General features: G+C 27.2%; 18 protein-coding genes and 1 pseudogene. 13 read left to right on the top strand and 6 right to left on the bottom strand.

Features of this window, described 5'->3' with window-relative positions:
* Positions 1-90 precede the first annotated feature (90 nt).
* From ACTG47_RS01365 to ACTG47_RS01380, 4 genes are read left to right on the top strand one after another with little or no spacing between them, the layout of a single operon-like run.
* Positions 91-753, top strand: a complete 663-nt coding sequence (locus tag ACTG47_RS01365) for an ABC transporter ATP-binding protein (protein ID WP_479925822.1) — start codon at positions 91-93, stop codon at positions 751-753.
* 8 nt (positions 754-761) lie between these two features.
* Positions 762-3,272, top strand: a complete 2,511-nt coding sequence (locus tag ACTG47_RS01370) for an ABC transporter permease (RefSeq protein WP_479925823.1) — start codon at positions 762-764, stop codon at positions 3,270-3,272.
* 19 nt (positions 3,273-3,291) lie between these two features.
* On the top strand, positions 3,292-4,260 hold the full coding sequence (locus tag ACTG47_RS01375; RefSeq protein WP_479925824.1) for a S8 family serine peptidase: 969 nt from the start codon (positions 3,292-3,294) through the stop codon (positions 4,258-4,260).
* 1 nt (position 4,261) lies between these two features.
* Positions 4,262-6,007 carry an ABC transporter ATP-binding protein gene (locus ACTG47_RS01380; RefSeq protein ID WP_479925825.1) on the top strand — a complete coding sequence of 582 codons (1,746 nt, stop codon included), beginning with the start codon at positions 4,262-4,264 and terminating at the stop codon, positions 6,005-6,007.
* A gap of 224 nt (positions 6,008-6,231) precedes the next feature.
* On the opposite strand, the gene ACTG47_RS01385 is transcribed toward ACTG47_RS01380, so the two are convergent.
* From ACTG47_RS01385 to ACTG47_RS01395, 3 genes are all read right to left on the bottom strand, one after another.
* Complete coding sequence (locus ACTG47_RS01385; RefSeq protein ID WP_479925826.1) at positions 6,232-7,581, bottom strand: APC family permease; 1,350 nt, start codon at positions 7,579-7,581, stop codon at positions 6,232-6,234.
* Between the two features lie 36 nt (positions 7,582-7,617).
* On the bottom strand, positions 7,618-8,838 hold the full coding sequence (locus ACTG47_RS01390) for a M20 family metallopeptidase (RefSeq protein ID WP_169469710.1): 1,221 nt from the start codon (positions 8,836-8,838) through the stop codon (positions 7,618-7,620).
* A 366-nt stretch (positions 8,839-9,204) separates the two neighbouring features.
* Positions 9,205-11,217, bottom strand: a complete 2,013-nt coding sequence (locus ACTG47_RS01395; protein ID WP_169469709.1) for a sigma 54-interacting transcriptional regulator — start codon at positions 11,215-11,217, stop codon at positions 9,205-9,207.
* Between the two features lie 921 nt (positions 11,218-12,138).
* Between ACTG47_RS01395 and ACTG47_RS01400 the strand changes: the two genes are divergently transcribed.
* The 3 genes and pseudogenes from ACTG47_RS01400 to ACTG47_RS01410 all read left to right on the top strand — a co-directional run bounded on the left by ACTG47_RS01400 (position 12,139) and on the right by ACTG47_RS01410 (position 14,033).
* Complete coding sequence (locus ACTG47_RS01400; RefSeq protein WP_479925827.1) at positions 12,139-12,288, top strand: hypothetical protein; 150 nt, start codon at positions 12,139-12,141, stop codon at positions 12,286-12,288.
* A gap of 22 nt (positions 12,289-12,310) precedes the next feature.
* Positions 12,311-13,258 (top strand): annotated as a pseudogene (locus tag ACTG47_RS01405) (RNA-guided endonuclease TnpB family protein).
* Between the two features lie 73 nt (positions 13,259-13,331).
* On the top strand, positions 13,332-14,033 hold the full coding sequence (locus ACTG47_RS01410) for a Crp/Fnr family transcriptional regulator (RefSeq protein WP_479925828.1): 702 nt from the start codon (positions 13,332-13,334) through the stop codon (positions 14,031-14,033).
* Positions 14,034-14,130: 97 nt separating this feature from the next.
* Here the strand turns inward: ACTG47_RS01410 and ACTG47_RS01415 are convergent, their stop codons facing one another.
* Complete coding sequence (locus ACTG47_RS01415; RefSeq protein WP_169467581.1) at positions 14,131-15,507, bottom strand: MATE family efflux transporter; 1,377 nt, start codon at positions 15,505-15,507, stop codon at positions 14,131-14,133.
* A 15-nt stretch (positions 15,508-15,522) separates the two neighbouring features.
* The gene (gene abc-f / locus ACTG47_RS01420) at positions 15,523-17,436 is read right to left on the bottom strand and encodes a ribosomal protection-like ABC-F family protein (protein WP_479925829.1); all 1,914 of its coding nucleotides are present in this window, start codon (positions 17,434-17,436) and stop codon (positions 15,523-15,525) included.
* Between the two features lie 135 nt (positions 17,437-17,571).
* On the opposite strand from abc-f, the gene ACTG47_RS01425 reads away from it, so the two are divergent.
* Together ACTG47_RS01425 and ACTG47_RS01430 are read left to right on the top strand one after the other, a co-directional pair.
* Positions 17,572-18,204 carry a redox-sensing transcriptional repressor Rex gene (locus tag ACTG47_RS01425; RefSeq protein ID WP_021382595.1) on the top strand — a complete coding sequence of 211 codons (633 nt, stop codon included), beginning with the start codon at positions 17,572-17,574 and terminating at the stop codon, positions 18,202-18,204.
* Positions 18,205-18,356: 152 nt separating this feature from the next.
* Positions 18,357-18,887 (top strand): FmdE family protein, encoded by a 531-nt coding sequence (locus ACTG47_RS01430; RefSeq protein ID WP_479925830.1) that lies wholly within the window; start codon positions 18,357-18,359, stop codon positions 18,885-18,887.
* Between the two features lie 169 nt (positions 18,888-19,056).
* On the opposite strand, the gene ACTG47_RS01435 is transcribed toward ACTG47_RS01430, so the two are convergent.
* Entirely contained in the window at positions 19,057-19,227 is a 171-nt protein-coding gene (locus tag ACTG47_RS01435) for a DUF362 domain-containing protein (RefSeq protein WP_009888017.1), read from the bottom strand.
* Positions 19,228-19,511: 284 nt separating this feature from the next.
* Between ACTG47_RS01435 and ACTG47_RS01440 the strand changes: the two genes are divergently transcribed.
* From ACTG47_RS01440 to ACTG47_RS01455, 4 genes are all read left to right on the top strand, one after another.
* Positions 19,512-20,576, top strand: coding sequence for a CapA family protein (locus tag ACTG47_RS01440; protein WP_479925831.1), 1,065 nt, complete (start codon positions 19,512-19,514; stop codon positions 20,574-20,576).
* Positions 20,577-20,746: 170 nt separating this feature from the next.
* Entirely contained in the window at positions 20,747-22,648 is a 1,902-nt protein-coding gene (gene cooS, locus ACTG47_RS01445; RefSeq protein ID WP_169467575.1) for an anaerobic carbon-monoxide dehydrogenase catalytic subunit, read from the top strand.
* The gene (locus ACTG47_RS01450; protein WP_479925832.1) at positions 22,641-23,114 is read left to right on the top strand and encodes a 4Fe-4S dicluster domain-containing protein; all 474 of its coding nucleotides are present in this window, start codon (positions 22,641-22,643) and stop codon (positions 23,112-23,114) included. Before cooS ends, ACTG47_RS01450 begins: the two co-directional genes overlap by 8 nt.
* The gene (locus ACTG47_RS01455) at positions 23,089-24,315 is read left to right on the top strand and encodes an FAD-dependent oxidoreductase (RefSeq protein WP_169467571.1); all 1,227 of its coding nucleotides are present in this window, start codon (positions 23,089-23,091) and stop codon (positions 24,313-24,315) included. Before ACTG47_RS01450 ends, ACTG47_RS01455 begins: the two co-directional genes overlap by 26 nt.
* The last annotated feature ends 81 nt before the right edge of the window (positions 24,316-24,396 follow it).

Raw genomic sequence — 24,396 nt, forward strand, 5'->3', positions numbered from 1 at the left:
AATTGATAAGTGAAGATAAAAGTCTAATTTATAAAGAATTAGACTTTTATTTTAATTAACTTAATTAATATAACAAATGAGGAGTAGTATATGAAAATTTTAGAGATAAAGAATTTGAATAAAATATATGGTGAAAAAGAAACAGAGGTAAAGGCATTAAATCAAATAAATTTAGAGATAAATAAAGGCGAATTTGTTGTAATAGTAGGTAAAAGTGGAAGTGGAAAAAGTACTCTATTACATATAATGGCAGGACTTGAGACTCCAACCAATGGGGATGTAATTATAGATAATATAAATATATCATCTCTTGATGAAAAGGAAAGATCTATTTTGCGCAAGGAAAAATTAGGATTAATATTTCAAGCATATAATTTAATTCCAGTATTAACAGCTGAAGAAAATATAAAGCTACCAACTATAAATGTAAAAAATAAAGATGAGTTTTATATTAATGAATTGATTAATTTGCTTGGAATAGAAGATAGAAAAATGCATTTGCCTAATCAATTATCAGGGGGACAGCAACAAAGAGTAGCAATAGCAAGAGCTCTTGTAAATAAGCCAGCAATTGTACTTGCTGATGAGCCTACTGGAAACCTAGACACAAAGACGGAGTCAGAAGTATTAAAACTCTTAAAGGAATCACAAAAAAAATACAACCAAACAATGATAATGATAACTCACAATATAGATATAACAAAATATGCTGATAGAGTTATAGAAATAGAAGACGGATTTATAAGAGAGTAGGTAAATTTATGAAACTTAACTGTATTGTAAAAAAATATATAATGGGAAACAAAAAAAATACAATATTAATAATTATAAGTATTATAATTTCAACTGCCTTGTTTTTAGTTATGAATATAATAAGTGAAGATGCTAAAAACTTGATGATAAACCAAGCAAAAGAAGAATTTACATCAAAACATGTACAATATATTAGTCCCGATAATGAAGAAATAAAAAGAATAGAAAGAAATCCAAGTGTAGATAAAGTAGGAAAATCAATGCTTCTAGGGATTAATGATGTTGGTAATGGGCAAAGTTTGCAAATATTATTCCAGGATAGTATTGCTGAAGAACTAAATGATATATACACATTACAAGAGGGTGATTTACCAATAGAAGAGGATGAAATTGCTATAGATTCATGGTACATTAAACAAAAAGGTATAAAAAATCCTATAGGGAAAAAAATAAATTTGAATTATAGAAAAACTGGCATGAATCAAGAAACTATATATTCTGATAAAAAGGAATTTAAAATAACAGGTATTCTACATAGTAATTCAATTCTAAAAGCTCAAGGCACATCAATTGGACTTATAAGTAATGATTGTGCTATTAAGAATATACCTATTAAAAATAAATATGATCAGATTATGCTAACTTTCAAAAAGGAAAAAAATATACAAAAACAATCAGAAAAGCTTATTAAAGATGAAGATTTAAATAAGAATAATGTATATTTTAATAATGAATTGTTAGTAGCAATAGCTGATAGTATTAATCTAAAAATACCATATATGATAGTTAATATAGTACTTGCTTCAGCAACTATATTACTAATTTATAATATTTTTTATATATTAGTATCAAATAGAGTAAGAGATTTTGGTATATTGAGGGCGCTAGGATTTAATCCATCTGATATTTTTAAAATAATGTTTTTAGAAGTATCTATATATTCTTTTATAAGTATTTTCATAGGCCTAATTTTAGGAACATTAATAGCTAATTTATCAAGAGAATATGTTATAGGAGTAATATATGATATTAGCTATGTAAACGCAATTAAAAATTATAGTTATATAAGTACATATATAACTTCTATATTATTAAGTTTAGGAACTATAATAATATCAGTTTCAAGACCACTTATGTTATCAGTAAATATAGATCCAATGGTCTGTATAAGAAGGCAAGATGAAAAATTTACAATAAGACAAAATTCTTTAATAAATAAAATTATGTCTAAATTTTTTAAGGATTATGGTAATATAGCATCAAAGAATATTCAAAGAAATAGGAAACGTGCATGTTTATCTATAGTATCAATGGTACTGATTTTTTTCTTAATGGCAACTATATATACGAAAGCTACTAGCAATTTTTTAAATGATGGTGTCTTAAAGTATTGGATACAGGGAGATTATTTATTACATAATATTGATATAAGTACTATACATTTAAATAACAAAAGTTATGATAAAAGTACATTAGAAAATATAAAAACTATAGATGGTGTTACAAAAGTAAATGCATATAGACATAAATGGTTTAATATAAAGATTGATGAAAAAGATATAAATAAAGAATCTAATTATTGGGAAAAAAATAAAGATAATATTGAGGCAAGATCACAAATAAATGATGGAATTAAAGTATACAATAATTCCTTTGAGATTTTGGGAATAGAAGATACAGATATATTAACTGATGTCTTGATAGATGGTAAGAAAAATATGAGTAAATTTAATAAAGAATCATTATTATATGTTACAAAGAAATCAAGCGAGTCACTTAATATAAAGAAAGGAGATAAAATAAAAGTATATTTTGATATAATAGATCCTAAAACAAATAGCTTCACTAAAACTATATCTAAGGAATTTATAGTAGGTGGAATTATAAAAACATTACCAGTAACCTCACAGGTAGGGGCTGAATTTGGAGGCGTTATATCTACAAACCAATTTAATAAATTTACAGGGATATCATCATATGAGAGATTTGATATATGGACAAGTAAATTAGCAAATGATAAATATGTTGAAAGTGAATTAAACAAAATTACAGAAAAAACAAATAAAGGAATTTTGATTCCTTATAAAACTGAAACAGCTGAATATGAGAAAAGTGATAATCAAAAAACTTTAATTATGGTATTAGTAATTGGAGTAATAATTATACTATCTCTATTTAATTGTTGTAATACAATAGTTACTAATATTAATAGTAGAAGTAAGGAATTTGCTTTATTTAAAGGGATAGGAATATCAAAAAATGAAATAAACAAAATTGTTAAACTAGAGAGTTATATATATATAATAGTAAGTTTTTCTATAGCAGTAATACCTATTTTAATTGTAAGGAGCATAATAATAAAGCCTTTTGAAAATATTCATCTAATAAACCTAGAATTTGTAGGTGCTATTATTATAATAGTTTTTGTTTTAGTATCTATAATTAAAATAACCACAATAAAAACATTACAAAAGATTCATAATAAAAATTTTATGGAAGAAATAAAAACATTACAATAAGAGATTAAGGAGATATTATATGAATTCGATTGCAATTATTGATAGTGGGATAGATACTAATTTTAAAGAGTTTAGAAATAAAAATATAAAATATTTCAATATAAATACATATGAAGATAGTATAAAAAGTGTAAAAGATTTTAGTGGTCATGGTACAGCTTGTGCAGCTGAGATTCTCAGACAAAATCCAAAGGTTAGTATAAACGTTATAAAGGTTTTAAATGAAAATTCTCAATCTAGCATAAAAAAAATAATAGAATCAATAGAGTATGCTTCTGAAATGCAAGATGTAAAAATTATTTCATTAAGTTGCTCAACATTTCAGAACAAGTATTTAGAAGATTTTAGACATGTAATTAATTATGCAAATGAAAAAGACAAGCTATTAGTCTGCTCCTCAGATAATAAGAATAAAGTGAGTTATCCAAGTTATTTGGATGGTGTAATAGGAGTTCAAAGATGTATAGCAAATATAAATAAGTATTGGTTTGATAAAAATGCAGTAATTGAATGTGTGTGTAAAGCTGAATATAGACTTTTACCAAGTATAAACAAAAATTATAAACTATTTGGAGGAAATAGCTATTGTACTGCACATTTTTGTGGATTAGTTTCTAGATTTATTAAGAATAATTTTAGAATGGAAAATAAAGATTTAATAGATATTATAACTAAAAATGCAGATAGAAAAAAATGGTCTATAGAGGATTTGAATTTAAAAAAGCCTTTAAAAATTGAGTATAGTAATAGGAAGTATGATTATTTTAAATTGAAGATATTAAGTGATTCGATTAAAAAATTTAAGCTTATAGAAAATAAAAATATAGAAACTAAACCTATATATAGCTTAGTGGGAATAGATAATATATATATTTTTTTGAAATATCTAGAAAACAAATTATCTCAAAATATTATATATAATGAAGTAACAAATGAAAACCTGATATCCATATACTCTTTATATAATTTCATTTTTAAGGATGAATAAAATGAAAAAAAAGAACTTAATAAGATTTTTTAAAATCGTAATAAAAAAAAATATATTTAATATAATAGTAGCATTTTCGATTATAATGATTGTATCTATTTTAAATTTATGTTTACCACAAATAACTAAGAATATACTAGATAATGCTATAAAAAATGGTAATATCAATATGTTATTTAAGTTGATAGGATTATATACTATAATATCGCTAACATCAAGCTTTCTATCTATAGCTTTAGAATATATGTATTCTAAAATGAAAAATAAAATATCTATAACCTTTAAAATAAAGATAATAAAGCATTTAAGCAAACTGTCAGGTGATTATTACACAAATATTAAAACAGGAAATATATTAAATATACTTGAAGATGATATTCATGTGATAGAAGGTCTAGGAGCTGAATTAATATTTTCTATAATTGTAGATTTTTTTACAGCTTTAGTTTCTTTTATAATTCTAATGAAAATGCAATCTGATTTACTTAGTATTATAATCTTATTACAAATATTAATTATGTATAGTCAATCTAAATTCACTAGATTAATAGCCAAAAAAAGTGATGAGATAAGAGTATGTGCAGGAGAGGTAGCTAATATAAATCAAGAATATGTCTCTAATATTATGAACATTATTATATCTAAGACTAATATTAAATTCTTTAGACAATATTTAAAAAAAGAAAGAAATATGATTAAGGCTAGAATGGTAATGGATAGATTATTTTCAATGAGTAGAGCAACAGGGAATGTTTTTAGTAGCTTTATATCAATAATTATCTATGGGTATGGAGGATATAATATCATAAAAGGAGACATGTCATTTGGAGAACTTATTGCATTTCAGCAATATATAGGTATGCTTATTAGTCCTTGCATGAATATTATAAGATCCAATATAAGTATACAACAAGCAAAAACATCTATAAATCATATATTTACTATTTTGGATGAGCCTATAAATATATCTAATAATAACTGTGGAATAAGATGTATGAAGAGTTTTAAAGGAGATATAATATTTGATAATGTTACATTTTCATATGATAATAAGTGTAATATTATTAAAAATATGAACTTAAGCTTTGAAAATGGAAAAATTACAGCTTTAGTTGGTTCAAGTGGTTGTGGAAAATCGACAATAGCTAAACTACTATTTAGATTATGGGATGTCGAAAATGGAGAAATAATTGTAGATAGGATACCTATTAAAGAATACAATCTCAAAGATATTAGAAAAAAAATATCTATTATAACACAAGATTTATTATTGTTTGATGATACAATAATAAATAATATAAAACCTTATAATAAGTTTATAGATAAAGAATTTCTATTAAGAGTATGTAAAAGTACAGGTATAAATGAATTTATAGATAGTTTACCAAATGGATTTAATACAATTGTTGGAGAGAAAGGAATAAAATTATCAGGAGGACAAAAACAAAGAATCTCAATAGCAAGATCCTTGTTATCTGATTCTAAGATTATAGTATTTGATGAAGCTACATCAGCTTTAGACAATATATCTCAAAACCTTGTATTAGAAAATATAAAGGAGTTTTTGATAAACAAAACAGTAATAGTAATAGCACATAGATTATCTACTATAAAAAAATCAGATAAAATATATGTAATTTATGAAGGAAGAGTCGTTGAAGAAGGCTCTCATGAAGAGCTTATATCAAATAAATATATCTACCACAACTTAATAAATGAAAAATCTTTAGAAGGTTTTTTCGCATAAGTAAATAATTTTGTTAGATTATTATCTTTAATAAAGAGCTTTTAAAATCAGAATTTATGGCTAAATTCTAGCTCAGAAAATATATTAATAATACTTATAAATAAAATTGTAGTATTTTGATCAATATTCAGAAAAATAATGACCTAAATTTTATATGAAGAGCAAAATTTAGGTCATTATTAACTTCCAGTATAAAATTAAAATACTAAATAATTTATAAAATGTTATTGAATTTTTTCTCTAGAAATATATAGTTTTGGATCTTCTGATTTATCTTCAAACTCAATTCCCTTATTTTTTTTCATAAATATGTATAGAGGTGCTATTAATAACATTGCTCCTAATCCTATTAAAACTCTATTTTGAGTTATAGGTTTTGACATATCTTCTGCCCAAGCCTGTTGCAACAACCATAAACTACCTAAAATAGCTACTATTGGTATAGCTGGGCCAAATGGAATCTTAAAAGAGCCTTGAATATCTGTTCTTTTTCTTAAAACTATCACTGACAAACAAGTTGGTATATACTGAGCGAATCTTGCAATTACACTCATTACTGCAAGTTGTTCAAAACTTCCAGTTAGTACAAGTGGTATACAACAAATTAAAGATATTATTATTGCTACATATGGGGCATCATGTTTATTTGTTTTTCCTATAAATGCTGGGAGAGAACCTTCTTCTGCTAGAGAAGAACCACATTTAGGAGTTACTATTGAAGAACCTATATTTATACCAAATATAGATATTAATGTCGCTACAGATATAAAGACTTTACCATAATTACCTAAAAATACACTTGAGGCATCTGCTATTGGGATACTATTTTCAAATAGTTTATCTCCAAGTATACCCATACAGACAACTTGAATTAAAATATAAATTATTGCACATATAAATATTGTAGTTATTAAGGCGATAGGAAGATTCTTTTTAGGGTTTTCCATCTCTCCACTTGCTACAATAAATGATTCAAATCCAGTAAATGCGTAAAATACCAATATGATTGCTGGTCCCATGCTAGAGTTAACTACATTACCTGAAGGGGCAATATTTCCGAATTTTATAAAGAATATTCCGACTATTACGAAAACTATTAGTGGTACTAATTTAGCTATAGTTATTACATTATTCATTATCTTTGTGCTTTTAATTCCAAATAAGCTATTTATAGAAAGTAGTGTTACTAGTGCTGCTGCTATATAACCTTTATATTCAGTGGCAGCTTCTGGCCAAAATGAACCTAAAGCTGTTGCAAATCCTACTGCTAGAGTAGACCATGATATAATTCTTATAACCCAAGACATGGTACCAACTTCAAAGCCTATAAAATCTCCAAAAGCTTTTTTGGAGTATAGATATGCACCTCCATTTTTATCGAACATACTTCCAACTTCTGCAAAACATAAAAGTATTGATAGAACTAAAAGTGTAGCAAAAATATATATAAATATACTGTTTTGACTTGCTAGGTTATAGACTTTACCTGGTAGTAAGAATATACCTGAACCTATTATACTATTAATTCCTAATAATATCATACTAAATAACCCTAATTTTTTAGCCTTTTCCATATTAATTTATCTCCTATTCTTTTATTAATTACTGTATTAATTAAAATATAAAGTATTCATTACATGCATCATAACGCCTATTGGCAGACAATTCTCATCTATATTAAAGCTAGATGTATGTAGAGGTGAAATTAATCCCTTTTCCTCATTTTTACATCCTAAATGAAAGAATGCTCCCTTGCAATGTTCTGTATAAAAAGAAAAATCTTCACCACCTAAAGAAGGGTTTGGTCTTAATATAAATTTTTCTTCTCCAAGTAATTCTTTAGTACTTGAGATAATAGTGTCTACTAATTCTTTTTCATTTATAACGGCAGGATAATTGTCATCACTTACATGTAATGTTCCAGTACAGCCAAATGCAGACGCAGTGTCCTCAACAATTTTGGATATCTTATCAATCATAAAGTTTCTTGTTTTGTTATTTAAAGTTCTTAAAGTTCCTTCTAGTTTTACATCTTCGCATATTACATTGTGTGCATCACCACCATATATTTTACCTATAGTTAAAACAGCAGCATTATTTGGCTCTAAATTCCTACTTATTATAGTTTGTAATGATGTAACAATTTGTGAAGCTGTAACTATTGCATCAATACCATTCTCAGGGTATGCACCATGAGCTCTTTTGCCTTTAACATTTATTTTTATAGTGTCTACACTGGCATTTAATGTGTCATATTTTGTTTCGATAAATCCTGTCTCAATATGTGGCATAACATGAAGTCCAAATATATAATCCGCTTTAGGATTTTCTAAACATCCATCTTCAACTAAGAATTTTGCGCCTCCAAAACCTTCTTCTGCTGGTTGAAATAAGAACTTTACATTTACATTTAATTTATCTTTTATTGAATGTAAAACTTTACATGCTCCAAGTAGCATTGTTGTATGTGCATCATGACCACAAGCGTGCATTTTTCCAGGATGTATTGATTTATAAGGAATATTATTTTCTTCTTCTATAGGAAGAGCATCCATATCTGCTCTTATACAAATAGTTTTACTTGCATTTTCTTTTAAAATATATGCCATAATCCCATTATGTTTTGTAAATTCCATGTAATCAATTCCTATTTCTTTTAAATAAGACATTACTTTTTGTTTGGTAAGGTTTTCTTCAAGAGCCAATTCTGGGATTTTATGTAATTCCCTTCTTACATTTATTAGCCAAGGTTTTATAGAATTACAACTTTCTATTACAAAATCTTTTTCCAATTCTTTAGTTTGATATTCTAATTTTAAAGCCTGTTGCATTTTTATTCCTCCAATTACTTTTTATTGTTTGATTAATATAGTAGCAATTATTATGCCATAATTTTCAATGAATGAATTTTGATTTTTATAAGAATTTTGAATTAAAACAATCATTTGTTTGTTGATAAAATATAAAAAATGATTGTTTTATTGCAATTTTCGGAGAAATTTGTTGTTTTAGATAAGAATAATCCGATATATTAGCCTATATGAAAATAATAGGAATTATTATATGTATCCTATTCCTATTAATTCCTATTAATTATGCACAAAATGGGGTACTGTTTTACATATTAAAAAAGTAAAAAATCTATTGAGGGAGTATCTTGCCCCTGAATAGATTTCTTTGTTTAATATATTATAGATTTATAAGTCTTGATATTTTAATTTACTGTAAAAATCTTCTCCTTTTTGAGTTATTTTACTTCCATATCTTCCAGAACCACAAATTATAAGTTCTTCTTTTCTCAAATATTCAAATATTTTTTTAATTTTACCTTCTGTAATTTGGATATTTTTATCTAGTAATGTTTTTAAAATTAACCCTCTACCAATTCCAACGTCTGATTCCTTATTTAAAATTAATATCTCTAGTATATTTAATATATCATTCTTATTATATTTTAATTTTAATGACGAATTTTTGTTATCCAAAGTTCTTAAGTTTGGGGGTAAATCTTTTTCTAGTATAATATCATCACACATAATATTTAAATAAGATGTTACATTTTGGAGTTCTCTTATATTACCTTTCCACTTATAGTTTTGTATAAGTTTTTTTGCCTCTAGTGTAATTACTAATTTCTTATTAATTAAATCCTCCATGATAATTAATATATCTTCTTTTCTTTCTCTTAGAGGAGGGATGTTTATTGGAATTGTATTTAATCTATAATATAAATCCTCCCTAAATTGGCTCTTGTCAATCATTTGTTCTAAGTTCTTGTTTGTAGCAGATATGATTCTAACATCTATATTAATTACATTGTGAGAGCCAACTGGCATTATTTGTTTTTCTTGAAGAACTCGAAGTAGTTTTGTTTGTAATTCTAAGGGCATATCGCCTATTTCATCTAAGAAAATTGTCCCATTATTAGCAAGTTCGAATAATCCTTGCTTTCCATCTTTTAGACCTCCAGTAAAAGTTCCCTTATCATATCCAAATAACTGACTTTCTAATAAATTCTCAGGAACAGCAGCACAATTTACTGCTATAAAGGGCTGATTTTTTCTATTTGAATTGTTATGTATAGATTGAGCTATTAGCTCTTTACCAGTTCCACTTTCGCCTCTGATAAGTATACTTAAGTCAGACTTAGAAACTTTCTTAGCTAACTCTATGCATTCAATCATCTTAGGGCTGTTTGTTTTTATATCCTTAAATGTATATTTTGCTATTTGCCCTTTTTCTCTTAATTTCTTAGTGAGATTTTGCTCTAGTTTTTTTATGTATGTTATTTCTTGTAAACTATAGTATGTTCCCATTTTTTCATCTCTATTGTATATATTTTTTTTATTTACATTTATATATTTTTTATTAAATATAATAACTTTGTCTAATATTTCTTTTTCATTTAATAAAACCTTTAAACTATCTGTAAATATTTCTTCAATGTGTTTTCCATATATATCTTCTTTTATATCCAAAATATCCTTTACTTTACTATTATATGTATTTATTTCATCATCTTTTGAAGTAAATAGTATGCCATCCTTTGATAAGTTCAATATTGTATCTAATTCTTCTATTTTTAAGAATAGTTCTTTATATTTATCTTTTATACCAGTATCCAAACTAATTATCTCTTCTGAATATTTTACTAGATTGGACTGTATTTCTTTTGAATCAATTTGTAATAAGTTTATTATTTCTATAAAAGTGGATATATCTATATATCTATGACCTAAATCAAATATATCTGAGATAAAGCTAGGCACTTTTTCTGGAACTCCTGGAGTTATAGCTATTTTTATATCTTTATAGTTATTATCATTCATATATGGTATTGGTCTGATATTAGTTACTCCGATTTTATAAAACAAACTTATGGTTTCTAGAGTAGTTTCATCAGAATCATTTACGATTAGAGCATTTGTTCCCTGTGGTAAAGATAATAAATTATATATTTTATCTTCCTTAAAAGTTCTTCTTATTACAATAACTTTTTTCTTATCTAATATATTATTTATAATTTTATCTAATCTTTCTACTGACATTACTAATATAACATCATCATTTATAATATCATTATCATTTATTTCATCTATAAAGTATCTGTTGATATTTATATAATCCCCAAAAACTAGTTTTAAATTATTTTCTAAAAAGTCTATTAAATCTTTTCTACTATCATTTACCAACGCAACTGATTTTTTCATTAACTTCTCCTTATATAATAAATAGCCTCTAACAAAATGACTGTATAGAGCTATATAATTTTTATAATTTAAATTTATCAAATAAAAAAGAAAGTGTCTATCCATGACTTTATAAAAGTCACCTTAAGACACTTTCTTTCTTATAATTAAATCTTGTCACCAAATCCCCCTAATTGTTGCTTAAAATTAAAACTGTATGTATATTGTTCATTTCTATTCGATTAAATTATAATATACACCTAAAAAATTTATTTTAATAAATTCTATTGATAAAATAATTTCATAAATATAGAATTGTATTAAGATAAATAATGTATGAAAATATATATGTATAAGTTTATTCTGCGTGAGTAGAATAGATTTGTCAAGATTAATTTAATAGTAATAGTGTCTTTTATTAAAAATAATATAAATTTAAATATATAAATAAAATGTTTTATACAATATACTATAAAGGAGAACTTTGATTAAAAAATAGATACGCATACTCGTGACTTTAGTCGTGAGTTAGTAGCTAAAATAGTCAGCATATAGGGAAACTTATATGTAGAGATAGGATAGAGCCTATCCAATACTACTTGAATTGCTGGAAACCCCTAAAGCTAACCAAACTAAAACATAAGGATGAAATAGACCTAAGTGTGAAAGTTACGAAAGTAGAAAAAATTGGTTAGATGGTATAAGGTTAAACCCTAAGTACTTTAAAATGGGCAATCAGCAGGTAAGCTCCTAAGTAGGAGAAACTTCAACGACTATTCCTCTTGAGGGAAGTACACTACAAGCTATTGGTAGTGGAAGTGGGTAGACCTTAACGGATAATGCCGAAGGATAAGATATAGTCTGTGCTTGCATGAAAGTGTAAGAAGTTCATAAGAGAACTGCATAGGTAGTAGCGAACTTATGTGAACGACAACCTCAAAAATGATAAAAGTTAGGACTTATGGTTCTTACATATGTTATTTAGAAATAAATATAAAAACCTTCAAAGTACTTGCTTTAAATAAAATTACATATGTTAATATTAGAATGAGTGATGAAAAATGGAAGTGGCTCATGGTAGATGATATGTAATGAGAAAAACAAGTAAAGTGAGGTGATAGTAGTGGAAAAAGCATATAAGTTTAGAATGTATCCAAATAAAAAAGAAACTTTTACTTATAAACAGTGTAGTTCTGATTTGACCAATTTAAAAAAAGAATTAAAGTGGCTTAAAGAACCTGACAAATTTTCACTACAAAACACCTTAAAAGATTTAGAAAACTCATATAAAAAATTCTTTAAAGAAAATACAGGATTTCCTAAATTTAAATCAAAGAAAACTAATAGATTTTCATATAGAACTAACTTTACAAATGGAAATATTATGTACTGTAGTCAATAAAATTACCTAAACTTGGTATGGTTAAAGTAAGGGATAAACAAGTACCTCAAGGGAGAATACTTAATGCTACTGTATCCAAAGAACCAAGTGGTAAATATTATGTATCATTATGTTGTACTGATATAGATATTGAAGCATTTGAAAATACTAATAATCAGATAGGTTTAGATTTAGGAATTAAAGAATTTTGTATCTCAAGTTGTGGACAATTTATAGAAAATCCTAAGTATCTTCTAAAGTCATTAAATAAACTTGCTAAATTACAAAGAGAACTATCGAGAAAAACAATTGGTAGTTTAAATAGAAATAAAGCAAGATTAAAAGTTGCAAGACTTCAAGAACATATAGCTAATCAAAGGAAGGATTTTCTACAAAAACTATCTACTAAATTAATTATCTCGTTTAATTTCTGATGTATCATGGTCAGAATTTGTTCGTCAATTAGAATACAAGGCTAATTGGTATGGTAGACAAATTGTAAAGGTAGGTAAATTCTTTGCAAGTTCACAAATATGCAATAAATGTGGGTACAAAAACGAGGAAATGAATAACTTGAATATAAGAGAATGGATTTGTCCTTGTTGTGATGTAACTCACAATAGAGATATAAATGTAAGTATAAATATACTAAAAGAAGGACTAAGACTAATAAGAGTTTAAAATAGATAACTTATGTAAGAACCGTAGGAACTACGGGGATAGCCTGTGGAGAGTTAGTAAGACATATTTTAGTATGCAAAATTCTATGAAGCAGGAACTCTGTGACTTTAGTCATGGGAGGTTCAGGAAAGCAGAAAAAACAAGTATATACCCAATTATTAAAAATAATTTAAATCAAGTATCAATTGTTGAATATAAAAAAGGTCAAAGATTTGTAGCATCAGATAAAGATTTACAAGAAGTATTTTTTATAATAGAGGGAGTCGCTTTAGTAGAATGTACTACTAGAGGAGGAAATAAATTTCTTGTTGACATTGTACCAGAGAATGAATTTATAGGTAAAATAAGTTATATATATGAACATAATTTGAAATGTGACATATTTGCCAAGACCAATATAAAATTATTTCGATTTGAGAAACATATCTTTGAAGAGTTTTATCTTAAATCAGATTTTATTGCTCTATTTCACAGCAAATGTACAAGAAGGATATATGAGCTATATAAAACTAGAATGGTAAGAGAGTTATTTTCTTGTACAGAAGTTATTGCCTATTGTATTTTTAAAAAACAAGAAAATAATGTATGTAATATAAAAGCTATTCGCCATTTTAGTGAAATATATTCTATTAGTAGAAAAAGTAGATATTATTCCCTATTAAAATTGACTGAAAAGGGGATAATAAAAAAAGTAAGCAATACATATGAGATTTTAAATTATGATGAATTAAATAGGTTATCATTCGAAGTAAAAGAGTTTTTGGAAGAGGAATAGAGTATATAGAAATAGTCTCATTGAAAATCAAGAATATCTTAATTGTTCTCAATGAGACTATTTATAAATATTATACTTATAAGGTAGAGTATAGTTATTAGTCAATTTCCTTTACTATATTAATAGCCCACTTTTTAGATAAGGCTCTAGGAACGCCAAATATAAATTTAACTACTTCTTCACTATAAGTGAGTAGAACAAGAATAAATATAGGAGCGCCTTTAAATGCAGCTATAAAAGTTAAAGGGATAGAAGCTAACCACATACATCCTAATTCTAAAAATAGAGCGTATTTAGTATCTCCACCACTTCTTAAAATACCAATTATGACTAATGTATTAAAGGATTTAAGAGCCATTAATGCTCCCATTATGAAAAATATCTTAGTTATATCAGAAGATAAGCTATCAGAAACACTAAACATTTTTAATAATAATGGGATATTTAAAATTAAAATAATTCCAAGTATTAAGCCAGCTAAAAACACCAATATAGAAAACTTTTTAGCATACTCAATAGCTCTTTTAATATGGTCAGCTCCAAGTTCATTTCCAAGCATAATAGATGCACCAGATGCAATACATACAGCTGTCATTATGAAGAAGTTACCTGTGCTGGTTGCTATTTGGCTTGCTGCTATAGCAGATGTACCTGCTCTTGCATATGCAACAGAATATAGAACAGTTCCTACTGCCCAGACAGAGTCATTTACAAATATAGGGAAGCTTTTTGATGAAAAAGATTTTATAAAAATCTTATCAATAGCTTTTAAATTTTTCAAACCAAATTTTAATATATAGTCTTTTTTATAAAAATAAACATAAGTAATCATTAAAATTAATTCACATACTCTAGCAATAACAGTTGCTAATGCGGCTCCTTTTACACCCAATGCAGGAAGACCGAAGTTACCAAATATAAACCCATAATTTAAAATAACATTTGTTACAAGAGCGAATGCACTACAAATCATACCTAACTTAGGATTTCTAACACCTCTAGAACCAGTGCTAAATACTGTACTTATAGCTATTAATGGATAACTAAATACTGCAATACTAAAGTAATCTATACAAAGTCTTACAACCTCTGAATCATAAGAAAATATGTGTATAATTGGTTCTGGTGTTAGTAAAGCAGGAATAACAAATACAAAACTTAGGACAATAGCCAATAAACAAGTAAGACCTGTAACTTTTCTTATATTATTGACATCTTTCTTTCCATAAAACTGTGAAATAAAAACTCCAGCCCCTCCTGTAATACCCGATAATGACATATTAAAAAGAAAGAAAAACTGGTTTGCAACTCCAACTGAAGCTACAGATACCTCTCCCAAACTACTTATCATAACTGTATCTATTACATTTACAGAAGTAGAAATTAAGTTCTGTATGATAATAGGTATACATAAAGATAAAAGTATTTTATAAAATCTTTTATTTTCGTCTTTTAAAGAAAATAGTTCTTGCAAATAATCCTCTCCCTTTTACATAAATTCTTCCCACTCATCATATAGAGAGGCAAGGTTATTTTCTAAATTAATTTTTTCTTGGCTAACTTCTTTAGCCTTATCTGGATTAGAGTATACTTCTTCTTGGCATAAAAGTATATCTAACTCTTCAATTTTAAGTTCTAATTTTTCGATTTCTTTTTCTATATTTTGTCTTTTTATTCTATTTTTCTTTTCTACTTCTCTTTGTTCTCGTTCTTTTCTTTTTTCATCTTTTATTTGAGTTCTAGTTTTTTCTTCTTTTTCTTCTAGGAGACTCATCTCTTGGATTTGCCTTTTTTTATCTATATAATAATCATAATTTCCTAGATATTCAGTAACTCCATTTTCATCTAAAACCAAAATCTTATCAACAACTGTATTTAGAAAATATCTATCATGTGATATTGTAAATATAGTTCCATCATAATTAGTTAATGCATCTTCAAGAACTTCTTTAGAGTCAATATCTAGATGGTTAGTTGGCTCATCTAATAATAATAAATTTGCATTTGATAATATAAGTTTAAGTATGGCAACCCTAGCTCTTTCTCCACCACTTAATGTAGAAATCTTTTTAAAAACTTCTTCATCAACAAATAAAAATGCTCCTAACATATTTCTCAAAGTAGTTTGAGTAAGATGAGTATTATTTTCCCAAATCTCATCAATTATTGTATTATCTAAATTAAGAGTTTTTTGTTCCTGATGGAAGTAAGAAACATGGACATTAGTTCCAAACTTAATATTACCACTAAGAGGTTGCAATTCGTTAGTTATTATTTTAAATAATGTAGATTTACCAATACCATTTGCACCAATAAGAGCAACTTTTTCTCCTCTATATATATCTAAATCCAAGTCTTTAAAAAGTATTCTTTCTCCATATCCCATGGATACATCTCTGATTTGAAGAACGTCATTACCACTCTGAACAGAAGGAGTAAATTGTATACGAGCTTTTTTTCTATACGCTTCTGGTTTATCTAGGACATCTACTTTATCCAATGCTTTTTCTTTACTTCTTGCACGTTTTAGATGTTTTTCTCTACCATAAGCTTTAAGTCTTTCTATTGATTCTTCTTGCTTTTTTATTTCTTTTTGCTGGTCTTCAAATTTCTTAAGTTCTAGTTCTTTTTCCACTTTTGATAACTCAATAAATTTAGAGTAGTTACCATTATATACTTTAAGTCTTTTATTATGAACTTCAAAAATCCTATTTACAGATTGGTCTAGGAAGTATCTATCATGAGATATTAACATAACAGTACCTTTATATTGTTTTAAAAATACTTCCAACCATTCTATAGCCTCAGAATCTAAGTGGTTAGTAGGCTCATCGAGTAACAATAAAGTTGGCTTTTTAAGAAGTAATTTTCCTAAAAGGACCCTAGTTTTCTCACCACCAGAAAGTATACTTATTGGTTTATCCATATCATTTTCACTAAATCCTAATCCTTTTAGAACACCTTTGGCTTCAGACTTATAGCCATATCCATTTAAGTCTGAAAATAATTCTAATTTATGTGAATATTCATCCATTATTTTTTCCAGAATTGGAGAGTTTGTTTTTGTGCTTTCTTCTGATATTTTAACCTCCAATTCTCTTAGATAAGATTCCATCTCTATCAAATTTTTAAAAACTTCTAACACTTCTTCTAAAATAGTATTATCCGAATAAAAATTGGTATTTTGTTCTAAATATCCGATTTCACAATCTTTAGAAGTGTAAATATCTCCGCTATCATAACCATAAATTCCTGAAATTATTTTAAATAAAGTAGTTTTCCCAGTACCATTAACCCCAATTATACCAATTTTATCGCCTTCATTTACTGTAAAACTAATATTTTCTAATATAGAATCTATGCCAAAACTTTTATTTAAGTTATTACATGACAAAACAATCATAAATTTCTACCTCCTTGAACTATCTAAAATTATAATGTTTTGATATAATATAATCAAGGTTATATGTAGTAGTTTTGAAAAAGAAATATTTTATTGTGAATCAAACAAAAAAGAGGACACTTTTAGGAGGTGAAGATGTTGGGAAATAAAAATATATCAATGGCAGTTATAAGAAGGCTCCCAAAATATCATAGATATCTTGGAGACTTATTAGATAGGGATATACAAAGAATATCTTCTAAAGAATTGAGTGATATAATAGGTTTTACCGCTTCTCAAATAAGACAAGACCTAAACAACTTTGGCGGATTTGGACAACAAGGGTATGGTTATAACGTGGAGGCTCTTCATACTGAGATAGGTAAAATTCTTGGACTGGATCGACCATATAACGCAGTTCTTGTAGGAGCAGGTAACTTAGGACAAGCCATAGCCAATTATGCAGGATTTAGAAAAGCTGGATTCGAGATAAAAGCTTTATTTGATGCAAATCCTAGAATGATAGGTTTAAAAATAAGAGAATTTGAAGTATTAGATTCAGATACTTTAGAAGACTTTATAAAAAATAATGATATAGATATTGCTGTATTATGTATACCTAAAAATGGAGCACAAGAAGTTATTAATAGAGTTGTAAAAGCTGGAATAAAAGGGGTGTGGAATTTTGCACCATTAGATTTAGAAGTTCCGAAAGGTGTTATAGTTGAAAATGTAAACCTAACAGAAAGCTTATTTACCTTATCATATTTAATGAAAGAAGGAAAGTAAACAACTTAAACATATTAATAATTAGTAGTTATGAAAAGTATTAAGAAAGTCAGACGATTTAATATTAAATCCTCTGGCTTTTTGAAGTATTAGGATAAAATAAAAATTTAAATAATGTATACAAATAAACAATATTAAGGAGGTAGTTTTTGGTGGAGGAGTTATGGGCAAAGGCTATTGAATTTCATGGGCATGAATGTCCAGGTTTAGCCATAGGGTTTAAAGCAGCACTTGCAGCACGAGAATATTTAGGATGCAAACAATCAGGAGATGAGGAGATTGTTTGTATTTCTGAAAATGATGCTTGTGGAATAGATGGTATACAAGTAGTGCTAAGTTGTACAATGGGCAAAGGGAATTTACTACTTAGAATGACTGGGAAATCAGTATATCATTTCTTTAATAGAGAAAATGGAAAATCTATAAGAATATATGTAAAGTCTAAACCATTTGATATGGATAGAGAAGGATATAAAAAATACTTATTAGAAAGCGATTTTGAAGATATATTTGAGGTTACAGATACGAAGTTAAGACTTCCTGAAAAGGCAAGAATATTTAAATCTCTTAAATGTGAAGTATGTGGTGAATTTGCACCTGAGCAGTATATAAGGATTCAAGAAAATAAAAAAGTATGCCTTGATTGCTTTGATAAATATGAAAGATTTTACGAAGAGGATTAAATTTATATTAAATTAAAAGTATTTAGATGTAGATTAATAGTATATTAAGAAGGGAAATATATAGAATATAACAAAGTATATAAATTATGATGCTTGAATTATACATAATTAAAAAGAGACTGATTAATATTGATAAAATAAAATCAGTCTCTTTATGAATAACGAATTATTATTCTGGTTGAGGTGCATCTACAGGACAAGCTCCTGCACAAGAACCACAGTCTATACAAGAACCAGCATCTATAACATATGCGTCGTCTCCAGCTGATATACAGCTAACAGGGCATTCAGCCTCACAAGCACCACAGCTTATACAAGCGTCAGTAATTTTATATGCCATTTTGAAATCCTCCCTTTTATATGTATTGTAATTCAATAACATTATAACAAATATTATTGAATATAACAATTAAATTAATTCTACAACAAAAACTTTATTGTGATATTCTTGTTTGAAAGTTTTACAACAAAGTTTAATCTGCTTATATTTTTATTTATCTTAAAGGAATTTATTTTAAAAATAAAATTAAAGTTAAAGAATATGGCATCGATTCTATTTAAAAATGTTATACTCTAAAAAAGTATATTTTATCTTAGAATTTATTAATGCAAAGGAGATTTAATATGAAAAATAAATTAGTTTACATATGTATTATGAGTATAGTGTTATTTGTAGTAGGATGTTCTAATAATCCAAATGAGGAAAGCAATATTAAAAAGGATTCTAAAAATAGCCAAAGTAAGGTTGAAGAAAAAAGAGAGCCTGTAAAAAAAGATATAACTATAAGTTTCGCTGGTGATGTAACTATGGGAAACTATAAAGGCTCATCATATTATGGTAGCTTTGATCATGAATTTAAAAGACAAGGAGAAGATTATAATTATTTTCTTAAAAATGTAAAACCTGTATTTGAAAAAGATGATTTAACAGTAGTTAACTTGGAAGGACCACTTACTACTGCGTCAAATGCAAAAGAAAAGAAGTTTGCATTTAAAGGTACTCCAGGATATGTAAATATTTTAAAATCTGGAAGTGTAGATGCAGTAAGTGTTGCAAATAATCACTCAGAAGATTATTTTGAAGAAGGAATGAAAGACACACAGTTTATATTAGATGAAAATAAAATAAATTATTTTGGTCTAGGCAAAGATGCTGTTATAGATGTTAAAGGAATTAAGGTAGGATTATTAGGATATAATGGATTATCAACTGAGTATAATGAAAAAAACTTAAAACAAATGGAAGATGATATTAAAGCACTAAAGAAAAAATCAGATGTTGTTGTGGTGTATTTTCATTGGGGTATAGAATTAGATTATTATCCAGATAAAAAACAAAAAGATTTTGCTCATTATGTAATAGATAAGGGTGCTGATTTAGTTATGGGTTCTCATCCACATGTTGTCCAAGGCATAGAAAAATATAAAGATAAGTACATAGCTTATAGTCTAGGAAATTTTTGTTTTGGAGGAAATAAGAATCCTTCTGATACAGATAGCTATATATATCAACAAACTTTTTCTTTTTCAGATAACAAATTAACTTCAATTAAAGAGCCCAATATAATACCAACATCAATAACATCTAGTAGTTCTAGAAATAATTATCAACCAAAAGTGCTAGATGGAAGTGAGAAAGATAGAGTTTTAAATAAACTAGAAAAAATAAGTAAAGATTTGAATAAATAAAAATGTAAAAAAAAATAAATATATATATTTATTTTAATAATTTATATTTTGTTTAGGATATGGTAAAACGTGGTATTAAATAAGTAGATTTTAATAGTTAAATTATAATCAATTATAATAAAGCTATTTAATCTACTTATTTAATATAAAAATATAAGGGGGAATTTGTAATGGCTTGTAACACTTGTAAAATGTGCGAAAGTGCAGACAAGAAATTAGAAAGTTTTGTAGCTTCAAAGGATGTTGAAACAGCATTTCATAGAACAGAAGATCAAAAAGTTAAATGTGGTTTTGGACTTCAGGGGGTTTGTTGTAGACTCTGTTCAAATGGACCATGTAGAGTAACTCCTAAATCTCCAAGAGGTATATGTGGAGCAGATGCAGACACTATAGTAGCAAGAAACTTTTTAAGAGCTGTAGCATCTGGAGCAGCTTGTTATTTACATGTGGTAGAAAATACAGCTAAGAATTTAAAGAATGTTGGAATAACTAAAGGTGTTATTAAAGGAGAAAAAACATTAAATCAATTAGCAGAGATGTTTGGAATAGAAAGTGATGAAAAATATGATAAATGTATAAAAGTTGCTGATAAAGTCATTAATGATTTATATAAATCAAGAGATGACAAAATGGAATTAGTAGAAAAGATAGCTTATGCACCTAGAGTGAAGAAATGGAAAGAGTTGGGTATAATGCCTGGTGGTGCAAAATCAGAAGTTTTTGATGCAATAGTAAAATCATCAACAAATTTAAATAGTGATCCAGTAGATATGTTAGTTAATTGTTTAAATCTAGGTATATCAACAGGATTATATGGTCTTACACTAACTAATCTTTTAAATGATGTTATGCTAGGAGAACCAGTCATAAGAATGGCTCCTGTAGGATTTAATGTAATAGACCCAGATTACATAAATATAATGATAACAGGTCATCAACATTCAACATTTGCAAATTTCCAAGATAGATTAAAAGATGAAGATGTTATAAAATTAGCTCAAGCTGTTGGAGCAAAAGGCTTTAAGTTAGTAGGATGTACTTGCGTTGGTCAAGATTTACAATTAAGAGGAGAACATTATCAAGAAGTATTTGCTGGACATGCAGGTAACAATTTTACGAGTGAAGCAGTTTTATCAACTGGAGCAATAGATATAGTTCTTTCAGAGTTTAACTGTACTATACCAGGTCTTGAGCCAATAGCAGATAAATATAAAGTGAAAATGGTCTGTTTAGATGATGTTGCCAAAAAGGCAAATGCAGAATATATAGGATTAGACAGAAGTAAATTAGATGAACTTAGTAATACATTGATAGAAAAAGCATTAGAATCTTATAAGGAGAGAAGAGGAAGTGTTGAAATAGATATACCAAAAGACCATGGATTTGAACAATCTTTAACTGGTGTAAGTGAAAAGAACTTGAAAGCGTTTTTAGGAGATTCATGGAAACCTCTTATTAATTTAATTGCAGAAGGAAAAATTAAAGGTGTTGCAGCTGTTGTAGGATGTTCAAATATGACAGCAGGAGGTCATGATGTAAATACTGTTGAACTTACTAAAGAATTGATTAAAAAAGATATAATAGTACTTTCAGCAGGATGTTCTACTGGAGGACTAGAAAATGTTGGTCTTATGTCACCTGGAGCAGAAGAATTAGCAGGAGAAAACTTAAAAGAAGTATGTAAGACTCTAGGAATACCACCAGTATTAAACTTTGGTCCATGTTTAGCTATAGGAAGACTAGAAATAGTAGCAACTGAATTAGCAGCTGAGCTTGGAATAGATTTACCACAATTACCATTGGTGCTTTCAGCTCCACAATGGTTAGAAGAACAAGCATTGGCTGATGGAGCCTTTGGTCTTGCTCTTGGTTTACCTCTTCATTTAGCTTTACCTCCATTTATAACAGGAGGAAAATTAGTAACAGAAGTATTAACAGAAAAATTAAAAGACTTAACAGGAGGACATGTTATAGTGAATCCAGACCCTAAATCTTCAGCTAATCAATTAGAAGAAATAATAATAGACAGAAGAAAAAATTTGGGGTTAAAGGATGTGGAATGTAATGCATAGAATTTTTATAAATAAAGATTTATGTACAGGATGCAAAAGTTGTGTATTAGCATGTATGCTAAAGCACAATAAAGACTATGACATGTATACTCTTGATTTAGAAAATATAGATAATGATAGTAGAGGACATATAGAATTAGATAGCAAACATAATAATCCAGTTCCAATTCTTTGTAGACACTGTGATGAACCCGAATGTGTATTAGCATGTATGAGTGGCGCAATGCGTAAAGATAGTAAAAGTGGAATCGTTTCTTATGATGAAGAAAAATGTGGTTCATGTTATATGTGTGTAATGTCTTGTCCATATGGATTATTAAAGCCAGATGATAGAAGCAAGCAAAACATACTTAAATGTGATTTATGTAAAGATGAGGAGTATCCTAGATGTGTAGCTAATTGCCCAAGTGGAGCAATTGAATTACAGAAGGAGGAAAACGATGAATTATGTAGTGTTAGGGGCTAGTGCTGCTGGTATCAATGCAGTAAAAACATTGAGAGAATTAGATAAAGATTCAAATATAGTAGTAATTTCTAAAGATGAAAATATATACTCAAGATGTATGTTACATCATGTTATATCTGAACACAGAACTTTAAAACAAATAAATTTTGTTGATGAAGATTTTATGGAGAAAAACAATGTAAATTGGATTTCAGGTGAAACTGTTAAAGGTATAGATATAAGTAAAAAAGTAGTTCAGACAGAAGATATTACTGTAAATTATGATAAGCTTCTAATAGCTACAGGCGCGTCTTCTGCTATTCCCCCAATAAAAAATTTAAGAGATGGAAATTTTGTATATTCTGTGAGAAACATAGATGATATTTATAAAATAAAAGAAAAAGCAGAAAACTCTAAAAATGTAGTAATAATAGGTGCTGGTCTAGTTGGTATAGATGCATTAGTTGGATTATTTAAATATCAGCAGTTAAATATTTCTGTAGCATTTATGGAAAAGTATATTTTAGATAGACAATTAGATGAATATACAGCTTCAGTATATGAAAACAAGTTTAAAGAAAAGGGTGTGAAATTTTACCCAAGTGCATCTATCCAAGAAATTATCTTGGACGATAATAAAGATGTTAAAGGTGTCGCATTTTCAAATGGAGAGATTCTTGATGCAGATATGGTAATTGTGGCTACAGGAGTTAAACCAAATGCTGATTTTTTAGATGGAACAGGAATAGAATATGATAGAGGTATAATAATAGATGATATGTGCCAAACAACACAAAAAGATATATATGCAGCTGGTGATGTTGTTGGTAAAAATGCTATTTGGCCTTTAGCAGTAAAGCAAGGAATTGTAGCTGCGTATAACATGGTTGGAGAAGGTAAAAAGATAGAAGATGAATTTGCTTTTAAAAATAGTATGAATTTTATGGATATACCAACTATTTCTATAGGTATGAATACACCTGTAGATGATAGCTATAGAGTATTAACTAGAGATGGAATTGATGATTATAAAAAATTTGTTTTTAAAGATAATGTAATTTATGGAGCTGTTATACAAGGAGATATTTCATATGTGGGTGTATTAACTTATTTGATAAAAAACAAAGTTGAAATATCTGATTTAGAAAATAGAATATTTGATGTATGTTATGCAGACTTTTTTGATATAAAAGAAAATGGAGAGTTTTGTTATAGCTTATAAAGACATATGTAGAGTAATACTTAAAACTCAATGAATTAATTAATAGAGCTATTCTAAAATAAGGAATCTTATTTAGAAATA

The sequence above is a fragment of the Clostridioides sp. LIBA-6622 genome, from assembly GCF_056716095.1.

Coding starts and splice junctions, on each gene's coding strand:
- ACTG47_RS01410 (WP_479925828.1), top strand. CDS start 13,332: ATGCAAAATTCTATGAAGCAGGAACTCTGTGACTTTAGTCATGGGAGG.
- ACTG47_RS01390 (WP_169469710.1), bottom strand. CDS start 8,838: ATGCAACAGGCTTTAAAATTAGAATATCAAACTAAAGAATTGGAAAAA.
- cooS (WP_169467575.1), top strand. CDS start 20,747: ATGGCTTGTAACACTTGTAAAATGTGCGAAAGTGCAGACAAGAAATTA.
- ACTG47_RS01365 (WP_479925822.1), top strand. CDS start 91: ATGAAAATTTTAGAGATAAAGAATTTGAATAAAATATATGGTGAAAAA.
- abc-f (WP_479925829.1), bottom strand. CDS start 17,436: ATGATTGTTTTGTCATGTAATAACTTAAATAAAAGTTTTGGCATAGAT.
- ACTG47_RS01375 (WP_479925824.1), top strand. CDS start 3,292: ATGAATTCGATTGCAATTATTGATAGTGGGATAGATACTAATTTTAAA.
- ACTG47_RS01400 (WP_479925827.1), top strand. CDS start 12,139: ATGATAAAAGTTAGGACTTATGGTTCTTACATATGTTATTTAGAAATA.
- ACTG47_RS01440 (WP_479925831.1), top strand. CDS start 19,512: ATGAAAAATAAATTAGTTTACATATGTATTATGAGTATAGTGTTATTT.
- ACTG47_RS01450 (WP_479925832.1), top strand. CDS start 22,641: ATGCATAGAATTTTTATAAATAAAGATTTATGTACAGGATGCAAAAGT.
- ACTG47_RS01425 (WP_021382595.1), top strand. CDS start 17,572: ATGTTGGGAAATAAAAATATATCAATGGCAGTTATAAGAAGGCTCCCA.
- ACTG47_RS01395 (WP_169469709.1), bottom strand. CDS start 11,217: ATGAAAAAATCAGTTGCGTTGGTAAATGATAGTAGAAAAGATTTAATA.
- ACTG47_RS01385 (WP_479925826.1), bottom strand. CDS start 7,581: ATGGAAAAGGCTAAAAAATTAGGGTTATTTAGTATGATATTATTAGGA.
- ACTG47_RS01455 (WP_169467571.1), top strand. CDS start 23,089: ATGAATTATGTAGTGTTAGGGGCTAGTGCTGCTGGTATCAATGCAGTA.
- ACTG47_RS01380 (WP_479925825.1), top strand. CDS start 4,262: ATGAAAAAAAAGAACTTAATAAGATTTTTTAAAATCGTAATAAAAAAA.
- ACTG47_RS01435 (WP_009888017.1), bottom strand. CDS start 19,227: ATGGCATATAAAATTACTGACGCTTGTATAAGCTGTGGTGCTTGTGAG.
- ACTG47_RS01370 (WP_479925823.1), top strand. CDS start 762: ATGAAACTTAACTGTATTGTAAAAAAATATATAATGGGAAACAAAAAA.